The sequence below is a fragment of the Collinsella aerofaciens genome, from assembly GCF_015555045.1.
GTDB classification, from domain to species: domain Bacteria; phylum Actinomycetota; class Coriobacteriia; order Coriobacteriales; family Coriobacteriaceae; genus Collinsella; species Collinsella aerofaciens_W.
In genome coordinates, this window is the sequence record NZ_JADNJQ010000010.1 from 52,943 (window position 1) to 70,146 (window position 17,204).

Genomic DNA, 17,204 nt, shown 5'->3' on the forward strand with positions numbered 1-17,204 from the left:
TTTACTTTAGGTAAGTGTACCGCAGCGAGCGATGTCACTCGGCCTCGATGAGCTTTTATGCCAGTTTGCTTGCGCGCTGCGTATAATACATCCAGTACGTGTTGTCATACCGCTCGCTTTATGAGCGACTAAGGACCCTAATATGCCCGATTCCCGCACACTCTGGACCGCCGTCGTTATCATCTGCATCGCCGTGTCGGTGTTCTTTAGCGTCAAAAAACGCACCACGTTTAAGCGCCTGCAGCAGCTCATGGCCGCCAAGCAGTGGGACGAGTTCGATCGTTTGCTCGACGGCAAACTCACCAGCATGCTGTACCCGCGCTACAACCGCGACTACCTGCGCCTGAACTCCTATCTGCTGCGCGAGGACCACGAGCGCGCCAGCGAGATGTTCGACCTGCTGCTGGGACTCAACCTGCCCAAGATGCAGCGCGTCGACCTGGTCATTAAGGCCTTTAACTACTACGTTGGCCAGGAGGACCGCAAAAAGTCCAAGGAGCTCCTGCACGAGATCAAGGGCTTTGAGGGCGGTCAGGCCGAGGCAGTCGCGCACGAGTGCCAGCTGATGTACGACACGATGATCCTCAAGCGCCACAACGACATTCCCGAGCTGGAGCGCATGCTCGAGGAGGCCGGCGACGATAAGGTTAAGAGTTGCCGCTTGGAGTACCTGTTGGCCCTGCAGTACAAGAACAAAGGCGACGAAGCCAAGTTCCAGGAGTTCCTGGAGAAGTCGGGCCAACACTCGATGGCCGTCAACGCGTAACGGACGGCTTGTGCTAGACTTCTAGTCTCACGGGGGCGTGGCGGAATTGGCATACGCAGGAGACTTAAAATCTCTCGCCGCAAGGATTGTGGGTTCGAGTCCCACCGCCCCTACCATGTGATTGCTTGCGAGCCCGTGTTCCCCAGGGATGCGGGCTCGCTTCTTTTAGATGCCGGTGGGACTCGAACCCGCGAGGGGGCGAGCGTTAAGCGGACGCGCAGCGTCCGTAGCGAGCCGGCGAGGGCGCCGACAGGCGGCCGAAGCCGGTGCGTATTTGCGCAGCAAATGCGCGGACGTCCCACCGCCCCTACCATATGGAGCTTTCGAGCCTGTGTCCCCAAGGGATGCGGGCTCGTTTCTTTTAGATGCCGGTGGGACTCTAAGCTGCGGTGGAATAGATCCTGTTTATACCGTTTACCGGCCCATTTAGGAACTATTTCACCGCAACTTATTTAGAGGGTACTGAGCTCTGGGGTCCAGCCGATGGTGGGGGCGGCGCCGTCGAGAGTCTCGTTGATGGTGGCGGCCATGCCGGCGAGTAAGCTGTTCTCGCTTACAGTGAGCGTCTTGTAGCCGCCGGCACGCATGAGCTCGCGAATTACCACGGCGCCAGCCAAGATCACGCCCGCGCGTTTGGGCTGCACACCCGGTAGCGCGGCGATGCTGTCCGCGTCCAGCGTGGACATGCGCTCGATAGCGGCCGAGACCCGCTCCAGCGAAAGCTCGCGCAGGTGCACGAAGCTCGAATCATACGGCTCCAGCTCGTGGACCAGAGCCACCAGCGTAGTCACCGTGCCGCCCACTGCGACCAAGCGTTCGGCGCGCTCAAAGTCGACAGGCAGACTCTCAAAGTAGCCCGCAAACTGCTCGTTTGCCCATGCGGCAGCGGCAGCAAGCTCGCCGTCCGCAGGCGGCAGCGCCGAGAAAAACCGCTCCGTCACACGGCGGCAGCCAATGTCCAGCGAGCGCGTCCCTTCTAGCGCAAAGACGCCACGCTCCGGCGCATAGACGCCCGTCGCGAGCTCCGTGGATCCGCCACCCGAATCGGCAACAATAATGCGCTCGCCGGCAAAGTCGTGCGCCACGCCAAAAAACGTCAGGCGTGCCTCGACCTCGCCCGGAATCACCTGCGGTTCGAGCCCCAGCTCACGCAGGCCGTCCAGCAGCAGGGCGGCATTGGACGCATCGCGCGCGGCGCTCGTGCACGTGGTGCAGATGCACACGGCCCCAAAGGCACGGGCCTCGTCCACAAACATCCGGCACGCAGCGAGCACGCGCTCGACAGCCGCCTCGCAAAAGCGACCTGTCGCGTCGACGCCCTCGCCCAGATCGGTAATCTCGGTATGCTTGGACGATTCCACGATCGCCCCGCCCTCGACCTGGGCCAACACCAGTCGCGACGACACCGTTCCCAGGTCGATCGCGGCTACCTTATAGCGTTTGCAATCTGCCATTGCAGGCTCCCCTCCGGGCGCTATTTGCCGTTGGACACGACCGTCTGGCCCTCGACACCGTTAAACCCAAACAGCATGTCGAGCGCCTGGATGTACCACGGGGCGTCCTTACCGACTTCTTCGATTTCCTTGGCAACTTCGCTGGCCTTCTTGGCGTTCGACGACTTCTTGCTCGAAGACGAATCCGAATCGTCGTCCAGGCCCTGCACTTCAATCCTCTTCTCGCCGGGCATCACCAGGCCCAAGTCCTCGGATGCCGCGTCCTTGATACCCTCCTCCGAGAGCAGCTTGTCGACGCTTTTTTGCAGCTCATCATTGTATTGCTGACGAATCTCGACCTGCTTGGCCAAGATATCGCTCGAACGCTTTGCCACATACAGGTCGCGCACGGGGAAATACAGGCTCACGAGCACCAGGGCAACGACAATGCCGATGAATAGCCCTCGCTGGGGACCGTGGGTAAAGTCGTAGATTGCCTTGATCACCGCGTTGTCGTTGGCGTAGTGCATAAAGTCCGAACCCGAAAGACGGCTTGAGGGACGGCGCGGCTTGTCGGACGCCTGGGTCGAAGGGCGCGACGCATGCGCGGAACGCGATGGGCGCACCGGACTATCCGAGGAACTATTTGGCTGAACATTGGGATGCGAAGTCGCCGGCGAGCTATACCTGGAGCGATCAGCACCAGCATAACCAGACCCGCCAAGCTGCGCGGTACGCGCACGACGAGGCGACGGCTCACGCGAACCGGCGGAATAGTACCTGTTATCGTAAATCTGATCCATGTGCGCCTTGTGCGGTTGAGGTTTGTTTGCGCTAAGTCCTTTAGTTATAGCACGAGCGCGCGCAACGCCTTCGGCGGCCCTTGCTCGACATAAAAAAGGCGCTGAGCCATATGGCCCAGCGCCCAATGGTGCTCAACAGTGCCCGGCGGAAGCGAGGCGAATCCGAGTCAGCCCCGCCCCCGCGAGCACCACTTGTTTAGCGAATGTTGTAGAACGCGGTCTTGCCGGCGTAGCGCGCGCTGCCCTCGAGCTCGTCCTCGATGCGGATGAGCTGGTTGTACTTAGCAATACGGTCGCTGCGGCACGGGGCGCCCGACTTAATCTGGCCGGCGTTGACGCCCACGACCAGGTCGGCAATCGTGGAGTCCTCGGTCTCGCCAGAACGGTGGCTCACGATGCAAGCGTAGCCGGCCTCCTTGGCGGTTTCGATGGCCTCGAGCGACTCGGTGAGCGTGCCGATCTGGTTGACCTTGACCAGAATCGCGTTGGCAGCGCCCAGTTCGATACCCTTCTTGAGGCGCTCGGTGTTGGTGACGAACAGGTCGTCGCCCACCAGCTGCACCTTGTTGCCAATGCGACGGGTGAGCTCGACCCAGCCGTCCCAGTCCTCCTCGGCCATGCCGTCCTCGATGGAGATGATGGGGTAGGTGTCGACGAGCTTCTCCCAGTAATCGACCATCTGGGCGCTCGTGTACTCCACGCCCTCGCCCTTGAGCTCGTACATACCGGTCTCGGCGTTGTAGAACTCGGTGGACGCCGGGTCCATGGCGTACATGAAGTCGACACCGGGCTTAAAGCCAGCCTTCTCGACGGCCTTGGTAATGTACTCGAACGGTTCGGCATTGGTTTTGAGGTTGGGCGCGAAGCCGCCCTCGTCGCCCACGCCGCCGCCCAGGCCGGCCTCGTGCAGCACGCCCTTGAGGGTGTGGTAGACCTCGGCGCACCAGCGCAGGCCTTCGGCAAAGCTCGGGGCGCCCACCGGCATGATCATGAACTCCTGGAAGTCAACGTTATTGTCGGCATGCACACCGCCGTTGAGGATGTTCATCATGGGCGTGGGCAGCAGATGAGCGTTGACGCCGCCCAGGTACTGGTACAGCGACAGGCCCGCCGACTCTGCCGCGGCGCGGGCGACGGCCAGCGACACGCCCAGGATGGCGTTGGCACCGAGCTTGGTCTTGTTGGGAGTACCGTCCGCAGCAATCAGCGCGGCATCGACGGCGCGCTGGTCGAAGGCGTCGAGGCCCACGACGGCGTTAGCGCACTCGTTGTTGACATGCTCGACGGCCTGCGAAACGCCCTTGCCCAGATAGCGGCCCTTGTCGCCGTCGCGCAGCTCGCATGCCTCAAAGGCGCCGGTCGAAGCGCCCGAAGGCACCATCGCGCGGCCGAAGCTGCCGTCCTCGAGCACGACCTCGACCTCGACGGTGGGGTTGCCGCGGCTGTCGAGCACCTCACGACCGTAGACATCCAAAATATCGCTCATGTTGTCTCCCTCTCACTTGGAAACGGATTGAATGCTTGGCGACACGGCTTGCACGCTGCAGCGGCGCGCAGGTTCATAAGTTAGCCTTGTCGCACTTTTTGCATTATGCCCTAAGTTAGCCAAGGGATACAATCTTTTTATAAAAATAATGGGAGCAATGGGACAAGTCCGTCCCGTCGCTCCCGCGGTTATTACTCCCCTGCCTTTGCGACATCCCAGAGGTCGTTGAGGCCATGGGTCGAAAGCTCGGCAAGATCCACGTGGGCATCGGCCGCCATCTGCTCCATTGCGGCCCAGCGGCGACGGAACTTGGCCGTGCTCGCGCGCAGGGCGCTCTCGGCGTCAATCCCCTCTTTGCGCGCAACGTTGACTAGGGCAAAGAGCAAGTCGCCAAACTCCATCTCGCGCTCGGGCGAGCCGGGCTCCTCGGCCTCAAACTCGGCACGCTCCTCTGCTACCTCGTCCCACACATCCTGGACCGTCTCCCATTCAAAGCCCACGGCAGCCGCCTTGCGCGACACCTTCTGCGCCTGCATCAGCGCCGGCAGATGCGTGGGCACGCCGTCGAGCAGGCCCTCGGGCGCAGCCTCGCCTGCTGCCACGGCCTTGTCCTTGGCAGCCTTCTCGGCAAGCTTAACCTCGTCCCAGATCTTGAGCACCTCGTCGGAGTTATCGGCGTCCGCATCGCCAAACACGTGTGGGTGGCGGCGAATGAGCTTGGCGTCGATATCGCGCGCCACATCGGCCAGCGTAAACTCACCGGCGTCCGCCGCAATCTGCGCATGCAGCACCACCTGCATGAGCACGTCGCCCAGCTCCTCGCGCAGATGCGCGGCATCATCGGCCTCGATGCAATCGAGCGCCTCGTAGGCTTCCTCAATCATGTTCTTGCCGATGCTCTGATGCGTCTGTTCGCGGTCCCACGGGCAGCCGTCGGGCTGACGCAGGCGCCAAATGGTCTGCACCAGATGCTGCAGCTCGGCCGATGCATCCACCAGCGTGGACAGATCGCGCGAGCCCTCGGCATTTTGCTGAGCCATGTGCTGCGCCATGGTTAGTCCTCCTCCATGATCACGTGGCGGAACGCGCCGCCCTCGTAGATGCCGTAGCTGTGCGAGCCGTCCTTGGGAATGCTCACGCTGCCGGGGTTGAAGAGCCGCAGGCCCGGGTGCGCGGCGCTCTCCTCGTTGACCTTGATGTGCGTGTGGCCGTAGACGAGCGCGGAGCCCTCGGGCAGCGCGGGCGCGTGGTCGACGCTGTTGTGCATGCCGGCGCCAAAGACGTGGCCGTGCGTCAGGAACAGCTCGCGACCGGTCTCGTCGAACAGCGTGGCGTAGTCGGCCATGAGGGGGAAGTCGAGGACCATCTGGTCGACCTCGGCATCGCAGTTGCCGCGGACGGCGATGATGCGGTCGGCCAGGGCGTTGAGCAGCGGGATTACGCGCTTGGGGGCGTAGTCGCGCGGCAGGTCGTTGCGCGGACCGTGATAGAGCAGGTCGCCCAGCAGGACGATGCGGTCGGGCTGCTCGGACTCGATGGCGGCGACCAGGCGCTCAGTCCAATATGCCGAACCGTGGATGTCGGAAGCGATAAGGTATTTCATGGGAAGTTCCTTTCGGATGGGGTTGATGTGGCCGGGCGCGGCGCGTCGCTCGGCCGTGTTACTCAAATCGCAGTGCCACGGCTTGTGCCGCCTGCATCACGCGCTGGAGCGGCACGTTATGCTCGCGAGCGAGGCGGGAGCAGTCTTCGTACTCGGGCGCCGCACGCTCACTACCGTCGGGCAGGGTCGCCACCTTGACGGACACCTCGCCCCATGGCGTTGTTACGCGCTCAAAGCGGCGTGGTAGGCAAACGCGCTCCATAACCTGGCGGCGGATGCCATTGGTCGTGGTTTCCAAAAAGATAATCGTCTGTAGGCGCTCGATATCCTCGTGGGTACAGATTACCTGCAGCTGCCAGCCGGGACGGCCCTTCTTGCAATAGAGGGGCAGCCAGTGCACCTCGCGCGCACCGGCCTCGCGCAGGCGGTCGGCGGCGTAGGCGAGCACCTCGGGCGACGCGTCGTCGATATCGCATTCCAGCTTGACGATGGTCTCGGGCGCATCGGTCTCGCGGGACAGCGGAGATTTGCTATCGCATGGCATACGGTCCGACTCCTTTCCGCACGGGCTCGTTTTGTTCATCCAAACGCTAGCACATCGGACGTGGCACAGGCGTGACTTTCGTCCGTCGCCGCCCTCGCCCCTATCCAAACATGTACATCAGCCTCCAAACATGTCATTTTCTGCAGCTTTTGGAGGCTGATGTACATGTTTTGAGAGCGCAAGCGAGGCCGCGCCGCGCACCGCACAGCCTTTCCAATCGATTTCGAGCTCCGGCGTGCCCGGCGTGTTAAAAGCTACACCATTACAATGGAGCGGATTCGCTTGACGCAAAGGAGCTGCCATGTCTGCTTGCCCGATGGTCGATTGCCATACCCACACCTCGTTTTCGGACGGACATGCCTCGTTTGAGGACAACGTTCGCGCCGCTGCTGCGGCCAGCTGCCGCGTCATGGTCTCGACCGACCATCTCACCCTGCCCGCCAGCATGGATGCCAACTGCGAAGTGCAGGTTACTGAGGGCGACCTGCCGGTACATCGTCTGGCTTTTGAGGATGCTCGCAAGCTTGCCGCGCAGATTGTGCCGGAGCTCAGCTTTATCTATGGCTTTGAATGCGATTGGTACGAGGGCTGCGAGCCTTTGGTTGAGCGCTGGTCCCAGGGCGCCGTCGTACGCCTGGGCAGCGTGCATTGGATTGGCAACCCGGGAGATATTGCGGCAGGCGCCGCGGGGACGGCGGGGACGGAGGACGTCGCTCGTCCCGATACGCCCGATTCGCGCTGCGGCTGGATCGACGATGACACCGACCTGCATGTTTGGGATAACTTAGGCGCGCGCGGCGTGTGGGAGCGCTATGTCGATGACTGGTGCCGCGCCTGCGAGAGCCCGCTCAACTTTGATGTGATGGCTCACCCCGACCTGGTCATGCGCTTTTCGAAGGAAGGCTTTGCGCCCGACTTTGACCCCGCACCGTTTTGGCAGCAGATGGCCGAGTGCGCGCACGATACGGGCCGCCGCGTTGAGGTCTCGACCGCCGCACCGCGCAAGGGCCTCGACGACTACTATCCCGCGACCGGATTGCTGCGTTGCTTTGCCCACGCCGAGGTGCCGATCACTTTTGGCTCGGACGCACACCGCGCCTGCGACATCTGCTGGAACATCCGTGAGGCCCAGGCACACGCCTACGACTGTGGCTACCGAACCTTCGACGTCCCCCACGCCACCGGCGAATGGGAATCCACACCCCTCGCCTAACTAGTCGTTTAAGAACGTCCCCAATGACTAGTGGCGGCGGGCGTTGAGTTCGCCAGCCAGCTCGTCGAGGGTGATGCCGTAGCGCTCAAGCGTCACGAGCAGGTGGTAGACCAGGTCGCCGGCCTCGTAGCGGATGTGGTCGTGATCGTTATCCTTGCAGGCCATGATCACCTCGCTCGACTCCTCGGCAAGCTTCTTGAGCAGCTCATCCTCGACGTCGGTCAGCAGACGCGCGGTATAGCTCTCCTGCGGCGATGCATCACGACGACCGTGAATCACCTCGGCCAGACCTGTCAACGTCTCTCCGATATTTCCATCCTGAACGTTTGCGGTGCGCACACCCATAGTTCAATCCTTTCTGGTTGGCCAAGCGCCTAGTCGAGCGCCCGTCCTACGCGAGTTTCTTAAAGAAGCAGGTACGGTTGCCGGTGTGGCAGGCCGGACCCGGCGAGTCGACCTTGACCAGCAGCGTATCGCTATCGCAGTCGGCCCAGAGCTCCTTGACCACTTGCATATTGCCGCTCGTCGCGCCCTTGTTCCAGAGCTCCTGGCGACTGCGGCTCCAAAACCACGTGGTACCGGTCTTGAGCGTCAGCCCCACCGATTCCTCGTTCATCCAAGCAACCATAAGCACCTCGCCGGTGTCATACTGCTGAACCACACAAGGAATCAGCCCGCGGGCGTCGTATTTAAGATCAGACGCTTCTATTACCTCAGTCATCATTTCTCCCAAGTCATAAACGAAACCCCACAGGTCGGCGAGGGTTCTCCAGGTGCCGCAGGTTGCCGCGAAAGAGGAGCGACGCGTACTTTGGTACGCGAGCGACGGTTTGAGCGGCAAGATGCGGTACCTGGACAAGCCGCAGCATTAGAAGTCCAATCTCACAGGGATGCCCTGTGAGGCCATATACTCTTTGACTTCGCGAATGCTGAAGGTTCCAAAGTGAAAGACGCTCGCCGCCAGCACGGCGTCGGCCTCGCCCTCGATCACGCCCTCGGCAAAATGCTCGAGCGTGCCCACTCCGCCGCTCGCGATGACGGGAATCGGCACCGCGCGCGCCACGGCGCGGGTGAGCGCCAAATCAAAGCCGGCCTTGGTGCCGTCGCGATCCATGCTGGTGAGCAGGATCTCGCCGGCGCCACGACGAGCCGCCTCCTCGGCCCACGCCACCGCGTCGATACCCGTAGCGTTGCGACCGCCCGCCGTAAAGACCTCCCACTTATCGGCGCCCGGCTCCCCGGGCAGCCCCACACGCTTGGCATCGATCGCCACGACCACGGCCTGGCTACCAAACGCCGCGGCAGCCTGGCTAATCAGCGATGGATCGCGCACGGCGGCAGAGTTGAGCGACACCTTGTCGGCACCGGCGGCAACCATGGTGCGCATGCCCGCCAGGTCGCGAAAGCCGCCGCCCACGGTATAGGGAATGGCCAGCTCCTCGGCCGCATGCGCCGCCATCTCGATAGTCGTCGCACGGTTGTCGCTCGTGGCGGTAATGTCCAGGAAGACGACCTCGTCCGCACCTTCGCGATCGTAGGCGCGCGCCAGCTCCACCGGATCGCCCGCATCGCGCAAGCTCACAAAGTTGACGCCTTTGACCACACGGCCATCCTTGACGTCCAAGCAGGGAATCACGCGTTTGGTAAGCATGGGCTATTCCTCCCCTCGAGCGGCGGCCAGCGCCTGGGCCAACGTAAAGTTGCCCTCGTAGAGCGCACGACCGGTAATGGCACCTTCAATCGCGCCCTCACCCACCGCGGCCAGTGCGCGGATGTCGTCGAGCGCCGAGATGCCGCCCGAAGCCACGACGGGAAAACCCGCGACCTCGGCCACATGGCGATACGCCGCCACATCGATGCCCGTCTGCATGCCATCGCGCGCGATGTCGGTATACACCAGATGCTTAAAGCCCAGCTCGGAAAGCTGTGCCACGGCATCGTCGAGTGCCACGCCCGCGCCATCACGCCAGCCGTTCACCTTGACCTGGCCGTCGCGCGCGGCAATATCTGCCACCAACAGCTCGCCAAAGCCTTGGGCCGCCACCTCGGCAAAACCCGGCTCGGTCACGAGCACCGTGCCCAGCGCAATGCGACGCGCACCGTAGCCGGCCAACTCGTCGATGCGCGCGAGCGAGCGGACGCCGCCGCCCACGTCCACAGACAGACCGTCGACGCCGCAGATGGCCTTAATCGCCGCCGAGTTAGCAGCGCGCGCGTCCTCGTCCTCGCCAAAGGCGGCGGACAGGTCGACGACGTGCACCCAGCTCGCACCCTGCTCGGCAAACGAGCGGGCGACTGCCACGGGGTCGTCGGAATATACCTTGCAGCGGCTGCGGTCGCCGCGCTCCAGGCGCACGACCTTGCCGCCGATCAGATCGATTGCGGGAAACAGGATCATCGGCCAACCTCCTCGACGATGTTGACGAAGTTCTTAAGGATACGCTGCCCCAGCGCGGAGGATTTCTCGGGATGGAACTGACAACCCCACACGTTGCCGTGGCGCACGATGCACGGGAAGCTCCGCGTATAGTGCGTGCGCGCCAGCACATCGGCGGCATCGGCATCGTCGGCCACCGCGTAGCTGTGGGTGAAGTACATGTTGGCACCCTCGGCAAAACCAGTAAGCAGCGGATCGGCCGCACCGGCGGGCGTCATGTGCACCTGGTCCCAGCCCACGTGCGGCACCTTCAGGCGACTCGATTCCAAGCGCGTGCACGAGCCACGCATAATACCCAGGCCATCGACCCAGGGACCGCCAGCCTGCTCGGGGGTGTTGCCATCGGCAACCGCGCCCTCGTCCGCAGGCACGCCCTCGTTGCCGCGCTCAAAAAATAGCTGAAGGCCCAGGCAGATACCGAGCAGCGGAGTTCCGGCGGCGACGGCATCGAGCACCGCGTCCGCCTCGCCGCTCTGGCGCATAAAGGCGATCGCGTCACAGAACGCGCCCACGCCCGGGATGACCAGGCCGTCGGCGCGGCGGATCTGCTCCGGGTCGTCCGATGTGCAGGCGGCGGCACCGGCGCGCGCAAGCCCGCGCACAACACTCGATAAGTTGCCCTTGTGGTAGTCGACCACCACGATCTTCGGTTCGCCCACGCGACCCTCCCTTATCTCATTCAAAACCTGTCTTTTTTGGCAGGTTACAGTGAGCCCTTGGTGCTGGGGATGCCCTGCACGCGGGGATCGAGCTCGCAGGCGTGGCGCATCGTGCGGCCCACGGCCTTAAAGGCAGCCTCGATAATGTGATGCGAGTTGCTGCCCGCCAGCTCGCGCACGTGCAGCGTGAGCTTGGCGTCACGCGCAAAGGCGTAGAAGAACTCGACGGCCAGCTCGGTATCGAAGCTGCCCACGCGCTCGGTCGGCACGGGCAGCTCGCAGTAGGCCTGCCCGCGGCCCGAAATATCAACAGCAGCCATCACAAGTGTCTCGTCCATGGCGATCGCCGCGTCGGCAAAGCGCGTAATGCCCGCCTTGTCGCCCAGCGCCTGGCAAAACGCCTCGCCCAGCACAATACCCGCGTCCTCGACGGTGTGGTGCGCATCGACCTCCACGTCGCCCACCGCGTGCACCGTCAGATCGAACAGACCATGGCGGCCAAAAGCGTTGAGCATGTGGTCGAAAAACGGCACGCCGGTCGAGATATCGCACACGCCACTTCCGTCCAGGTCGAGCTTTACGACAATGTCGGTCTCGCCCGTCTTGCGGGTCACCTCGGCATAGCGGTCCATCTACATCTCCTCCTTCACCAGCGCGGCAAACGCAGCCAGCACCTCGTCGTTTTCCTGCGGGGTACCCACGGTAATGCGTAGGCAGTCCGCGAGCCCCGGCGCGTAGCTAAAGTCGCGCACCAAAATCGAATACTCGTCGCGCAGACGCTCGCGCACGTGCGTGGCATGCGGCGTGCGCACGAGCACAAAGTTCGCCGCGCTCGGCCACGCCTCCACGGGCAGACCCTCGGCAGCCATTGCGTGCAGGGCACACAGTTCGCGCTCCCGCTCGGATGCGACCTGTGCTACCACGGGTGCGTACGCATCGCGGGCACGCACGCAGGCAAGCGCGGCGGCCTGGCTCAGCACGTTGACCGAATAGATCTGGCGAATCGCCGCGAACACGTCGATGACCTCGGGCGTCGCGATCACGTAGCCCAGACGCGTGCCGGCGGCGCCAAACGCCTTGGACAGCGTATGCAGAATCACCAGGTTGGGATGCTCGGCGATAAGCCCCTGCGCCGTGGCGGCCGCGCCAAACGAATCGTCGGCAAACTCCACGTAGGCCTCGTCGACCATTACCATGCCGGGGCACGCATCGCACAGGGCCGCGACAAAGTCGAGCGGCGCCACGTCGCCCGTGGGATTGTTGGGCGAGGTCACGATCACTAGGTTGCACTCCGGCGCCGCGGCGAGCATGGCTGCCTGGTCGAGCTCAAAGCTCGTCGGATCACGCCACACGTCGCGCACCTCGGTCTGGCACAGAGACGCAAAGAACGCATACTCGCTAAAGCACGGCGGGCAGTTGAGCAGGGTCCGTCCCGCGCCGCCAAACGCCAGCAGGTAGTTATAGAGCAGCTCGTCGCCGCCGTTGCCCACGCAAATATTCTCACGTGCCACGCCATGCCAGGCAGCAAGCTCATCGCGCAGGTCGTTGGACATGGGGTCGGGATAGCGGTTGAGCGGCGTGGCAGCCAGGGCCGCGTCGACCGCCTTGCGCACGCCAGCCGGCACGGGATAGGTGTTCTCGTTGGCCGAAAGATTGATGCGCGTGGGCGCAAAGGCGGGATCGTAGGGTTCGATACCGGCCAAGTAGGGCTGGACGAGCTCCTTCATGCGCGGCGTGAGTTCGGCCATGTTAGGCCTCCTCGCCGGTCGCGCCAGCGGAAGCCAGGTCCACACCCTTGGCAACCGTCGCCACGGCGTCGCCCGGCCAGGCGACCTTGGTCAGGTCGGCCGCAGCCAGAGACTCGGCACTCACGGCATCCTCGCCCTGCTCCAGCACACGGCGACGCAGAGCGGCGGATAGCGCGTGCGCCCACAGGCCCTCGGCCTCGGCCAGACGTTGTGTGGCGGGAGCGTCGGAGAGCAGGCCCTCGGGCGTATAGCAAATGACGCTCGAGCGCTTAACGAACTCTTCGACCGAAAGCGGGTTGGAGAACATGGCCGTGCCGCCAGTCGGCAGCGTGTGGTTGGGACCGGCAACGTAATCGCCGAGCGGCTCGGAGCTCCAAGCGCCCACAAAGATGGCGCCGGCGTTGCGAATGCCGCCGAGCAGGCCCATCGCATCCTTGCAGTGCAGCTCCAGGTGCTCGGGCGCCACGGTGTTCACGGCCTCGACGGCGGCAGCCATATCGGCGGCCACCACGATGGTGCCTTCGTTGTCGAGCGAGGCGCGCGTGATTTCGGCGCGTGGCGACTGCGCCACCAGAATGTCGATGCCAGCCTCGACCTCGCGCGCAAACTGCCCATCGCAGGTCACCAGATAACAGGCGGCCAGCGGATCGTGCTCGGCCTGGGCCATCAGGTCTGCCGCGACCACCATGGGCTTGGCCGTGGCATCGGCCAGCACGCAGACCTCGGACGGGCCAGCGACCATGTCGATTCCCACGCCGCCCGAGACAATCTGCTTGGCAGCGGCAACAAAAGCGTTGCCCGGACCGGTGATTTTATCGACACGCGGAATGCTCTCGGTACCGTATGCCAGCGCGGCCACGGCCTGGGCGCCGCCCACCATATAGATTTCGTCCACGCCGCCGAGCTTTGCTGCGGCGAGCGTGTAGGGGCTGATCAGGCCGTCTTTTTGCGGCGGGGTCACCATAACCACGCGCTTGACGCCGGCAACCTTGGCGGGAATGGCGTTCATGAGCACCGTGGAGGGATACTGCGCGCGACCGCCCGGCACATAGATGCCAGCCGCCGCGAGCGGGGTCACCTTAACGCCGAGCATCGTGCCGTCCGGGCGCGTGGTAAACCAGCTCTGTTCGACCTCGCGCTGGTGGAACTCGCGAATCTGGCGCGCGGCCTTCTCGAGCGCGGCGACAAAGGCCGGATCGAGGCCTTCGAGCGCGGCATCGATCTGCTCTTGCGGCAGACGGAAGCTCTGCAGCTCAACGCCGTCAAAACGCCGACAGTAGTCGCGCACCGCGGCATCGCCATTGGCGCGCACGTTGGCCACGATATCGCGGGCGGCGTCGACGATGTTTTGCGGCAGCACGCCCTTACGGTTGAGTTGGTTGGTAACGAGGCGCTCACCGGGAGCAAGTTTGATGGTCTTCATATCGGTATCCCCTATCGGTCGAGGTTGTGTTCGAAAAACGAGCGACTGGGCAGCGGCGCCAGTCGGCCCGCAGCCCAGACATTGGGGCGCCCGTGCGCGCTCGCGCTATTGTGCTGAGCCCGCGACGGGCTCAAAATGCTTGTCCTTAACGGCCGCTGCCAGGCGATCTGCCAGATTGCGTACGCGCGGATCCAGGCGCGCAGCACCCGGATTGACAAAGAAGCGGGCCGTGCAGTCCATGATGAGGCCGGTGATGACCAGGTCGTTGTCGCGCAGCGTGGCGCCCGTGGCGGTGATGTCCACGATGCGATCGGTCATGCCGACAATGGGGCCCAGCTCGATGTTGCCGTGCAGCGAAACGATGTCGGCGTTCACGCCGCGCTCGGCATACCAGGCGCTCGCGATGCGCGGGTACTTGGTGGCCACGCGAAGCGACCCGCGGCGGGCATAGTTGCGCTCGGCCTGGCCGGCGCGCCACGCGGGCTCCGCCTCGATAAAGGTGCACAGACCGTAGCCCAGATCGACCAGCTGCAGCAGGTTGAGGTCTGCCTCGATAAGCGAGTCCCAACCGCAGATGCCGCAATCGGCACCGCCGCAGCCCACAAAGGCGGGCGCGTCGCCGGGACGCACGATGACAAACTCGATATCGCCGACCGTGCCCTCGCCGGCACGCGTGTCGCGGCCGCGCACGATCAGGTGACGGCCGGGGTCGCGCAGCTCAGAGACGTCCAAGCCCGCGGCCTCGAGCACGTCGAGCGTGTCGGCCTTAAGCGAGCCCTTGGGCACGGCGATGCGCAGCGGGCCCTCGGCGCCACGGCCCGCAGCGTGATCGCCGTCGGAAGCGGCGTCCTCGGCCGAGGTGCGCGCGGCCTCCAGGCGCTCGAGCGAAAAGGCGAAGCCCGCCGCCGGCACCTCGATACCGTCGCCAAATGCGCCGGTAAAGATAGAGTCGTAGCGACCGCCCGAGCCCACCGGATCGGGCAGGCCGCCGGCATAGGCCTTAAAGACCAGGCCCGTGTAGTAATCGAAAGAGTTCATGATAGAGAAGTCGAACGACAGCACCTGGGCGTCCTCGGGTGCCAGGCCCTCGACCAGGGCACGCAGCTCGCGCGTCAGCGGCGCGACGATACCGGCGGCCTCCAGCAGCGCGTCCACGCGGTCGAGCACCTCGGCACCGCCGTGCAGACGCGGCAGCTCGCTAATGGCGGCCTTGACGGCATCGGACTCGACGCTTACCGCCACGCGGGCATCGAGGCCCACAAAGTCGTTGGCATGCACGCAGCGCAGGGCCTCGGCAGCCAGCTCACGATCCTCGCACGCCGCAAGCAGCTCCTTAAACGGACGCACGCTACCTGCGATAATGCGCGCATCGGGCAGCGCCAACTTGCGCACGGCCTCGGCCACGAGCGAGACAATCTCGACATCGCCCGCGGTATCGCCCGCGCCGATAAGCTCAAAACCCAGTTGCGTAAACTGACGCGAGCCGCCGGCATTGCGCTGACACTCGCGGACCACCGGCGCCTCATAGCGCAGGCGCAGCGGCAGATCGGCCGCGCGCATGCGAGTCGAAACCAGGCGAACGATCGGCAGCGTGTTGTCGGGACGGACCACCAGCAGGCGACCATCATCGTCAAAGAGCTTAAACGGCGTGTCCGCAATGCGGCCGCCCTCCTCGAGTGAGCCCTTGTCCTCGAGCAGTGGCGTCTCGACCGGCAGGTAATGATGCTCCCTAAAGCAGCCCTTCACCGTACATGCGATCTCCTCGCGCGCCTGAGCCTCCTCGGGCAATATGTCCCGGAATCCCCACGGTGTGGCCGTCATCTGGTGAGCCTCCTCATGCTGTGTTTCATATAGAGCAGAAGACCGGCATAGCTCCGCCGGTCTTCTGGGTACTTTAGCATACTAGAGTGTTTGCGGGGAAAATCCGTCGTAGCCGCTCACACCGTATTCATTTGGAAACATAGGGCAGATTGCCGCAACCCAACCCCACCTAGGCGCCAATCGCACGACGATACTCTGCCATTACCTGCGCATCGGCAGCTGCGGGGTCGGCAAAATAGCGCCAGTCATAGGTCTCGGCCGAAACAACTCCGCGATAGCCGCGCGCCACCAGCCTATCCAGGTCGGCGCGCATATCGCGGTCGCCGTCACCCCAGGCAAGATGCGTCGTGCCATCTGCCGCAACATCGACAAAATGCACGTGGGCGACATCATCGCCAAGCAGATCGAAATAATCGTCGATGGTATCCCCCGCCACCGCCATAGCGCCTATATCCAGACACGCCTTAAGTGCCGGATGATCAACTGCCTCGATCATGCGCTTCGTGTCGGCCGCCGAGTTCACGATCATCGACTCAACCGGCTGTAGGGCCTCGAGCACCAGTCGCACGCCGCGCTCTCCCGCATGCTCGGCAATCGCACGCAACATCGAGGCACTTCGACCCCACGCGTCCTCGATCGGCTCGTTCAAAAATGCCCAGCCGCTCGAGACCATGACCTGCTCGGCTCCAAGTTCCGCCGCGATATCCACAACGTTCTTAAAGTACGCGAGCGTGCGGGCGCGTGCCTCATTCCCGCGCGCCGCGATATTCCACGGCTTGGGGTTGTTCTGTTCGGGACAAAGCCCCACAATCCGAATCCCATACCGCTGTGACAGCTCCTGCACCTGCTCGAGCGAATCGTATCCATGGCAATCGACATACAGATGCATCGCCCCGGTCCAAAGCTCGCAACACGTGTAGCCCGAGGCCGCTGCCGAAGAAAAGAATTCCTCAAGGTCAAAATAACGATGGCTGATATTCATGACGGCAAGCTGGGGATAGCTCATAATTACTCTCCAACCCAAGCGAGGCCCCGTTCCATATAGGAGCGAGGCCCGATTACACAAACGTTATTTGCTCTTAGTAGTCGAACTGGTGATAGTAGCGACGGTAGTTGAGGTTGTGCTTGGTGACCGTCTCGTAGTAAGCGGCAAGGCGATCGGTGATCAGCGAGGAGAGGATCCACGGGGAGACGATGACGCGGAACTCGTCGTCAAGGCCGGGGATCGCGAACTCGGCGGTGTCGATGATGTTGATGTCGGTGTCGCC

Annotated in this window: 18 protein-coding genes, 1 tRNA gene and 1 pseudogene; 3 read left to right on the forward strand and 17 right to left on the reverse strand. The window is 63.5% G+C overall.

Features of this window, described 5'->3' with window-relative positions:
- The first annotated feature begins 142 nt into the window (after positions 1-142).
- Both I2E45_RS05130 and I2E45_RS05135 read left to right on the forward strand, forming a co-directional pair.
- Positions 143-766, forward strand: coding sequence for a hypothetical protein (locus I2E45_RS05130; protein WP_195444715.1), 624 nt, complete (start codon positions 143-145; stop codon positions 764-766).
- Positions 767-797: 31 nt separating this feature from the next.
- Positions 798-882, forward strand: a tRNA-Leu gene (locus tag I2E45_RS05135).
- A gap of 336 nt (positions 883-1,218) precedes the next feature.
- Here I2E45_RS05135 and I2E45_RS05140 read toward each other — a convergent pair.
- The 6 genes from I2E45_RS05140 to larC2 all read right to left on the reverse strand — a co-directional run bounded on the left by I2E45_RS05140 (position 1,219) and on the right by larC2 (position 6,635).
- Positions 1,219-2,220 carry a Ppx/GppA phosphatase family protein gene (locus I2E45_RS05140; protein WP_195444717.1) on the reverse strand — a complete coding sequence of 334 codons (1,002 nt, stop codon included), beginning with the start codon at positions 2,218-2,220 and terminating at the stop codon, positions 1,219-1,221.
- A gap of 20 nt (positions 2,221-2,240) precedes the next feature.
- Complete coding sequence (locus tag I2E45_RS10385; RefSeq protein ID WP_229058838.1) at positions 2,241-3,002, reverse strand: hypothetical protein; 762 nt, start codon at positions 3,000-3,002, stop codon at positions 2,241-2,243.
- A gap of 196 nt (positions 3,003-3,198) precedes the next feature.
- Positions 3,199-4,488 carry a phosphopyruvate hydratase gene (eno, locus tag I2E45_RS05150; protein WP_118377254.1) on the reverse strand — a complete coding sequence of 430 codons (1,290 nt, stop codon included), beginning with the start codon at positions 4,486-4,488 and terminating at the stop codon, positions 3,199-3,201.
- A 191-nt stretch (positions 4,489-4,679) separates the two neighbouring features.
- Complete coding sequence (gene mazG / locus I2E45_RS05155; protein ID WP_195444719.1) at positions 4,680-5,540, reverse strand: nucleoside triphosphate pyrophosphohydrolase; 861 nt, start codon at positions 5,538-5,540, stop codon at positions 4,680-4,682.
- 2 nt (positions 5,541-5,542) lie between these two features.
- Entirely contained in the window at positions 5,543-6,091 is a 549-nt protein-coding gene (gene yfcE, locus I2E45_RS05160) for a phosphodiesterase (RefSeq protein WP_195444721.1), read from the reverse strand.
- Positions 6,092-6,149: 58 nt separating this feature from the next.
- A complete protein-coding gene (gene larC2, locus I2E45_RS05165) occupies positions 6,150-6,635 on the reverse strand; it encodes a nickel pincer cofactor biosynthesis protein LarC2 (RefSeq protein WP_229058839.1) in 486 nt (161 codons plus the stop codon).
- Between the two features lie 301 nt (positions 6,636-6,936).
- Here larC2 and I2E45_RS05170 point away from each other — a divergent pair, with 301 nt between their 5' ends.
- Complete coding sequence (locus tag I2E45_RS05170) at positions 6,937-7,848, forward strand: PHP domain-containing protein (protein WP_195444725.1); 912 nt, start codon at positions 6,937-6,939, stop codon at positions 7,846-7,848.
- 27 nt (positions 7,849-7,875) lie between these two features.
- Here I2E45_RS05170 and hisE read toward each other — a convergent pair whose 3' ends face one another.
- The 11 genes and pseudogenes from hisE to I2E45_RS05225 all read right to left on the reverse strand — a co-directional run.
- Positions 7,876-8,193 carry a phosphoribosyl-ATP diphosphatase gene (gene hisE / locus I2E45_RS05175; protein WP_148332629.1) on the reverse strand — a complete coding sequence of 106 codons (318 nt, stop codon included), beginning with the start codon at positions 8,191-8,193 and terminating at the stop codon, positions 7,876-7,878.
- Between the two features lie 46 nt (positions 8,194-8,239).
- Positions 8,240-8,569: a phosphoribosyl-AMP cyclohydrolase gene (gene hisI, locus I2E45_RS05180; protein ID WP_229058840.1), complete on the reverse strand. Its 330-nt coding sequence runs from the start codon at positions 8,567-8,569 to the stop codon at positions 8,240-8,242.
- 147 nt (positions 8,570-8,716) lie between these two features.
- Positions 8,717-9,499, reverse strand: a complete 783-nt coding sequence (gene hisF, locus I2E45_RS05185) for an imidazole glycerol phosphate synthase subunit HisF (RefSeq protein WP_006235891.1) — start codon at positions 9,497-9,499, stop codon at positions 8,717-8,719.
- Positions 9,500-9,502: 3 nt separating this feature from the next.
- Positions 9,503-10,246 carry a 1-(5-phosphoribosyl)-5-[(5-phosphoribosylamino)methylideneamino]imidazole-4-carboxamide isomerase gene (locus I2E45_RS05190; protein WP_195444729.1) on the reverse strand — a complete coding sequence of 248 codons (744 nt, stop codon included), beginning with the start codon at positions 10,244-10,246 and terminating at the stop codon, positions 9,503-9,505.
- The gene (locus tag I2E45_RS05195; RefSeq protein ID WP_195444731.1) at positions 10,243-10,944 is read right to left on the reverse strand and encodes an imidazole glycerol phosphate synthase subunit HisH; all 702 of its coding nucleotides are present in this window, start codon (positions 10,942-10,944) and stop codon (positions 10,243-10,245) included. Before I2E45_RS05195 ends, I2E45_RS05190 begins: the two co-directional genes overlap by 4 nt.
- A gap of 44 nt (positions 10,945-10,988) precedes the next feature.
- The gene (hisB, locus tag I2E45_RS05200) at positions 10,989-11,576 is read right to left on the reverse strand and encodes an imidazoleglycerol-phosphate dehydratase HisB (protein ID WP_006235888.1); all 588 of its coding nucleotides are present in this window, start codon (positions 11,574-11,576) and stop codon (positions 10,989-10,991) included.
- A complete protein-coding gene (gene hisC, locus I2E45_RS05205; RefSeq protein ID WP_195444733.1) occupies positions 11,577-12,692 on the reverse strand; it encodes a histidinol-phosphate transaminase in 1,116 nt (371 codons plus the stop codon).
- Position 12,693: 1 nt separating this feature from the next.
- Complete coding sequence (gene hisD / locus I2E45_RS05210; protein WP_195444734.1) at positions 12,694-14,115, reverse strand: histidinol dehydrogenase; 1,422 nt, start codon at positions 14,113-14,115, stop codon at positions 12,694-12,696.
- Between the two features lie 105 nt (positions 14,116-14,220).
- Positions 14,221-15,936, reverse strand: coding sequence for an ATP phosphoribosyltransferase (gene hisG / locus I2E45_RS05215; protein ID WP_195444736.1), 1,716 nt, complete (start codon positions 15,934-15,936; stop codon positions 14,221-14,223).
- Between the two features lie 169 nt (positions 15,937-16,105).
- On the reverse strand, positions 16,106-16,942 hold the full coding sequence (locus tag I2E45_RS05220) for a sugar phosphate isomerase/epimerase family protein (RefSeq protein ID WP_195444739.1): 837 nt from the start codon (positions 16,940-16,942) through the stop codon (positions 16,106-16,108).
- Between the two features lie 73 nt (positions 16,943-17,015).
- Positions 17,016-17,204 (reverse strand): annotated as a pseudogene (locus tag I2E45_RS05225) (SIS domain-containing protein); the annotation flags it as partial.

Bases quoted from the DNA above. Each gene is read 5' to 3' on its own strand.
- I2E45_RS05130 (WP_195444715.1), top strand. From the start codon at position 143: ATGCCCGATTCCCGCACACTCTGGACCGCCGTCGTTATCATCTGCATC.
- I2E45_RS05140 (WP_195444717.1), bottom strand. From the start codon at position 2,220: ATGGCAGATTGCAAACGCTATAAGGTAGCCGCGATCGACCTGGGAACG.
- I2E45_RS10385 (WP_229058838.1), bottom strand. From the start codon at position 3,002: ATGGATCAGATTTACGATAACAGGTACTATTCCGCCGGTTCGCGTGAG.
- eno (WP_118377254.1), bottom strand. From the start codon at position 4,488: ATGAGCGATATTTTGGATGTCTACGGTCGTGAGGTGCTCGACAGCCGC.
- mazG (WP_195444719.1), bottom strand. From the start codon at position 5,540: ATGGCGCAGCACATGGCTCAGCAAAATGCCGAGGGCTCGCGCGATCTG.
- yfcE (WP_195444721.1), bottom strand. From the start codon at position 6,091: ATGAAATACCTTATCGCTTCCGACATCCACGGTTCGGCATATTGGACT.
- larC2 (WP_229058839.1), bottom strand. From the start codon at position 6,635: ATGCCATGCGATAGCAAATCTCCGCTGTCCCGCGAGACCGATGCGCCC.
- I2E45_RS05170 (WP_195444725.1), top strand. From the start codon at position 6,937: ATGTCTGCTTGCCCGATGGTCGATTGCCATACCCACACCTCGTTTTCG.
- hisE (WP_148332629.1), bottom strand. From the start codon at position 8,193: ATGGGTGTGCGCACCGCAAACGTTCAGGATGGAAATATCGGAGAGACG.
- hisI (WP_229058840.1), bottom strand. From the start codon at position 8,569: ATGACTGAGGTAATAGAAGCGTCTGATCTTAAATACGACGCCCGCGGG.
- hisF (WP_006235891.1), bottom strand. From the start codon at position 9,499: ATGCTTACCAAACGCGTGATTCCCTGCTTGGACGTCAAGGATGGCCGT.
- I2E45_RS05190 (WP_195444729.1), bottom strand. From the start codon at position 10,246: ATGATCCTGTTTCCCGCAATCGATCTGATCGGCGGCAAGGTCGTGCGC.
- hisB (WP_006235888.1), bottom strand. From the start codon at position 11,576: ATGGACCGCTATGCCGAGGTGACCCGCAAGACGGGCGAGACCGACATT.
- hisC (WP_195444733.1), bottom strand. From the start codon at position 12,692: ATGGCCGAACTCACGCCGCGCATGAAGGAGCTCGTCCAGCCCTACTTG.
- hisD (WP_195444734.1), bottom strand. From the start codon at position 14,115: ATGAAGACCATCAAACTTGCTCCCGGTGAGCGCCTCGTTACCAACCAA.
- hisG (WP_195444736.1), bottom strand. From the start codon at position 15,936: ATGACGGCCACACCGTGGGGATTCCGGGACATATTGCCCGAGGAGGCT.
- I2E45_RS05220 (WP_195444739.1), bottom strand. From the start codon at position 16,942: ATGAGCTATCCCCAGCTTGCCGTCATGAATATCAGCCATCGTTATTTT.